This window comes from Pseudomonas quasicaspiana, assembly GCF_021147825.1.
Classification (GTDB): Bacteria; Pseudomonadota; Gammaproteobacteria; order Pseudomonadales; family Pseudomonadaceae; genus Aquipseudomonas; species Aquipseudomonas quasicaspiana.
The window spans coordinates 1-4,117 of the sequence record NZ_JAGTPI010000116.1 but is presented as its reverse complement, the minus strand read 5'-3'; the positions used below and the strand labels follow the sequence as shown (position 1 = coordinate 4,117).

2 protein-coding genes are annotated in these 4,117 nt (G+C 58.5%); one reads left to right on the top strand and one right to left on the bottom strand.

Translation table 11 applies throughout. The features are described from left to right. Positions 1–122 precede the first annotated feature (122 nt). Positions 123–2,138 carry an excinuclease ABC subunit UvrB gene (uvrB, locus tag KDX30_RS29310; protein WP_099270791.1) on the bottom strand — a complete coding sequence of 672 codons (2,016 nt, stop codon included), beginning with the start codon at positions 2,136–2,138 and terminating at the stop codon, positions 123–125. A 386-nt stretch (positions 2,139–2,524) separates the two neighbouring features. On the opposite strand from uvrB, the gene KDX30_RS29305 reads away from it, so the two are divergent. Beyond that, complete coding sequence (locus KDX30_RS29305) at positions 2,525–3,721, top strand: amino acid aminotransferase (protein ID WP_122806012.1); 1,197 nt, start codon at positions 2,525–2,527, stop codon at positions 3,719–3,721. Positions 3,722–4,117 lie beyond the last annotated feature (396 nt).

Here is a 4,117-nt window from a genome sequence, read left to right as displayed (position 1 = left end):
GCTTACCCCCGAGTGGTCAAACCAAGGCCGGTCAAATATCCAAAGAAAAAACCAACGGAGCTTAACTGACAGGCATTAGGGCAAGCCCGGCTCCCACAGGATAGGCTCCAGCCCCCAAACCGCTATACGGTCAACAACCGCTCACGCAGCTTGCCGATTTCGTCGCGCATCTGCGCCGCAGCTTCGAACTCCAGGTCGCGGGCCAACTGGTACATCTTTTCTTCCAGCTGACGAATACGCTTGGTGATCTCGCTGGGTGAGCGCAATTCGTTTTCGTACTTGGCGCTTTCTTCCGCGGCCTTGGCCATGCCTTTGCGCTTCTTGCTGCGCGAGCCCGGCACGGTGGCGCCTTCCATGATGTCGGCAACATCCTTGAACACGCCTTTTGGCGTAATGCCATTGGCCAGGTTGAAGGCGATCTGCTTGTCACGACGGCGCTCGGTTTCGCCAATCGCACGCTCCATGGAGCCGGTGATGCGGTCCGCATAGAGAATCGCCCGCCCATTGAGGTTACGGGCCGCACGACCAATGGTCTGGATCAGCGAGCGCTCGGAGCGCAGAAAGCCTTCCTTATCGGCGTCAAGAATTGCCACCAGCGAAACCTCCGGCATATCCAGGCCTTCGCGCAACAGGTTGATCCCCACCAGCACGTCGAAAGTCCCTAGCCGCAGGTCGCGAATAATCTCCACGCGCTCCACCGTGTCGATGTCCGAGTGCAGATAACGCACCCGCACGCCGTGGTCGGCCAGGTAATCAGTCAGGTCTTCGGACATGCGCTTGGTCAGCGTGGTGACCAGCACCCGCTCTTCCAGTGCCACGCGCTTGGTGATTTCCGAGAGTAAGTCATCCACCTGAGTCAGCGCCGGACGAATCTCGATCTGTGGGTCTACCAGACCGGTTGGCCGCACAACCTGCTCGACGATACGACCCGCGTGTTCAGCCTCGTAGTTACCAGGTGTCGCCGAAACAAAGATGGTCTGCGGACTGACCGCTTCCCACTCGTCAAACCGCATCGGCCGGTTATCCAGTGCCGACGGCAGACGGAAGCCATACTCCACCAGGGTTTCCTTACGGGAGCGGTCGCCTTTGTACATGGCACCGACCTGCGGCACGCTGACGTGGGATTCGTCGATGACCAGCAGCGCATCCGCTGGCAGGTAGTCGTATAACGTCGGCGGCGGCGCGCCCGAAGGGCGTCCTGACAGGTAGCGCGAGTAGTTTTCAATGCCGTTGCAGTAACCCAGTTCCAGGATCATTTCCAGGTCGAAACGGGTCCGCTGCTCAAGGCGCTGAGCTTCAACCAGCTTGTTGTTGGTCCGCAGGTACTCAAGACGCTCCTGCAACTCAACCTTGATGCCCTCCATCGCTTCGACCAGGGTTTCCCGAGGTGTGACGTAGTGGCTCTTGGGGTAGAAGGTAAAGCGTGGCAGCTTGCGGATCACCTCGCCAGTCAGCGGATCGAACGAGGAAATGCTTTCTACCTCGTCGTCGAACAGCTCGATGCGAATCGCCTCCAGATCCGACTCGGCCGGGTAGATATCGATCACATCACCGCGCACCCGGAACGTGGCCCGGGCGAAATCCATGTCATTGCGGGTGTATTGCAGGTCAGCCAGACGACGCAACAAGGCGCGCTGATCGAGTTTGTCGCCCCGATCCACGTGCAAGACCATGCGCAGATAGGTTTCCGGGCTGCCCAGACCATAAATGCACGACACCGTGGTGACGATGATGGCGTCCTTGCGCTCCAGCAGCGCCTTGGTCGCGGACAGACGCATCTGTTCAATGTGGTCGTTGATCGACGCATCCTTCTCGATGAAGGTGTCCGACGACGGCACATAGGCCTCAGGCTGGTAGTAATCGTAATAAGAGACGAAATACTCAACGGCGTTGTTCGGGAAAAATGCCTTGAACTCACCGTACAACTGCGCGGCCAGGGTCTTGTTCGGCGCGAGCACCAACGTGGGGCGCTGCACCTGCGAGATGACATTGGCGATGCTGAATGTCTTGCCTGAGCCGGTCACCCCCAGCAGGGTCTGGTGCGCCAGGCCGGCATCGATCCCTTCGACCAGTTGGCGAATAGCCTCTGGCTGATCACCAGCAGGCTCAAAACGGGTTACGAGCTGAAACTCGGACATGACGTACCTCTTTGGTGGTTTACGCGCATACAGGCTCACGCAAGCCACAGCGCGAAAACCAAAGAACGGCGTGCGTCTGACCCGCTAGCGGATCAGTCGTACAGAATATGAAGTGATGAGACTACAGATGGAGTCGCCATCGCCAGCTTTCAACCCACGACTTTCAACCTGCTGAATCGACATCTATTGCTGCGCCCCATTACAGGATGCCGGTTGCAATATGACCAGAGGTCGACAAACGACTGCAAAAAACCCGGAAAAACCCGTCACCGACTGTCGCCCCGGTCGGCGATGCTCTCTATACTGACTCCCCGATTGTGCACCGCTCTGGCGCATTCGGCTCAGAGCGGGTTTCCCCTCACCCCTCACACAGAGCCGCCACAACAATGAGCCTGTTCTCCGCTGTCGAAATGGCACCACGCGATCCAATCCTGGGCCTCAACGAAGCATTCAACGCCGATACCCGCACCACCAAGGTCAACCTTGGCGTGGGCGTCTATTGCAACGAAGAAGGCCGCATTCCCCTTCTGCGCGCCGTTGCCGAAGCAGAGAATATTCGCGTGGCTCAACACGCTCCTCGTGGCTACCTGCCGATCGACGGCATCGCGGCGTACGACCTGGCCGTACAAAAACTGCTGCTGGGTGCCGATTCGCCGCTGATCGCTTCGGGCCGCGTCCTGACCACTCAGGCCGTGGGTGGTACCGGTGCACTGAAAATCGGTGCTGACTTCCTTAAGCAACTGCGTCCTGATGCCGTCGTGGCCATTAGCGATCCAAGCTGGGAAAACCACCGCGCCCTGTTTGAAACTGCCGGTTTCCCGGTGCAGAACTATCGCTACTATGATGCGACCAGCCATGACGTGAACCGTTCCGGCATGCTGGAAGACCTGCAGAATCTGCCCTCCGGCTCGATCGTCGTACTGCACGCCTGCTGCCACAACCCCACCGGGGTTGACCTGACGCTGGACGACTGGAAAAAAGTCCTGGAAGTGGTCAAGAGCAAAGGCCATGTGCCGTTCCTGGACATGGCGTATCAGGGCTTCGGTACCGGCATTGACGAAGATGCGGTTGCAGTTCGTCTGTTCGCTGAATCCGGCCTGACCTTCTTCGCTTCCAGCTCGTTCTCCAAATCCTTCTCGCTGTACGGCGAACGTGTCGGCGCGCTGTCGATCATCACCGACTCCAAAGAAGAGACCGCTCGCGTCCTGTCCCAGGTCAAGCGAGTGATCCGCACCAACTACTCCAACCCGCCAACGCATGGTGCGACCATCGTTGCTGCGGTGCTCAACAGTCCGGAACTGCGGGCCAAGTGGGAAGAAGAACTGGGTGAGATGCGCGTGCGCATCAAAGGCATGCGCCAAGCGATGGTCGAGCGTCTGGCCAACAACCCTGCGGGCCAGGATTTCAGCTTCGTGGGTCGTCAGAGCGGCATGTTCTCCTACTCGGGCCTGACCACTGAACAGGTGCATCGCCTGCGTAACGAGTTCGGCATCTACGCCCTCGACACCGGTCGCATCTGCGTCGCTGCGCTGAACCAGAGCAACATCGACACCGTCTGCAAGGCGATTATCCAGGTGATCTAAAGCTTCACCGTGGTGAAAAAAGGGAAGCAGACGAGGGTCTGGCTTCCCTTTTTATTTGTATCGCGTTTTATTTGTATCCCTTAGGACCGCCTTGAGCCGGGAGGGCTGAGGCATATCCAGTGGGAGCGAATTCATTCGCGAAGGGGCCGGGATATTCACAGCATCTTCATCCCCAGGAACACCGCCTTCCCGGATGAATCCAGTCCCACTGGATCGCGATACACTCGAGGCTGGCGTAAAACCCGTGGGAGCGAATTCATTCGCGAAGGCGCCGGGACATTCACAGCATCTTTATCGCCAGGAACACCGCCTTCCCGGATGAATCCGGTCCCACTGGATCGCGATACACTCAAGACTGGCGTAAAACCCGTGGGAGCGAATTCATTCGCGAAGGGG

Bases quoted from the DNA above. Each gene is read 5' to 3' on its own strand.
- KDX30_RS29305 (WP_122806012.1), top strand. From the start codon at position 2,525: ATGAGCCTGTTCTCCGCTGTCGAAATGGCACCACGCGATCCAATCCTG.
- uvrB (WP_099270791.1), bottom strand. From the start codon at position 2,138: ATGTCCGAGTTTCAGCTCGTAACCCGTTTTGAGCCTGCTGGTGATCAG.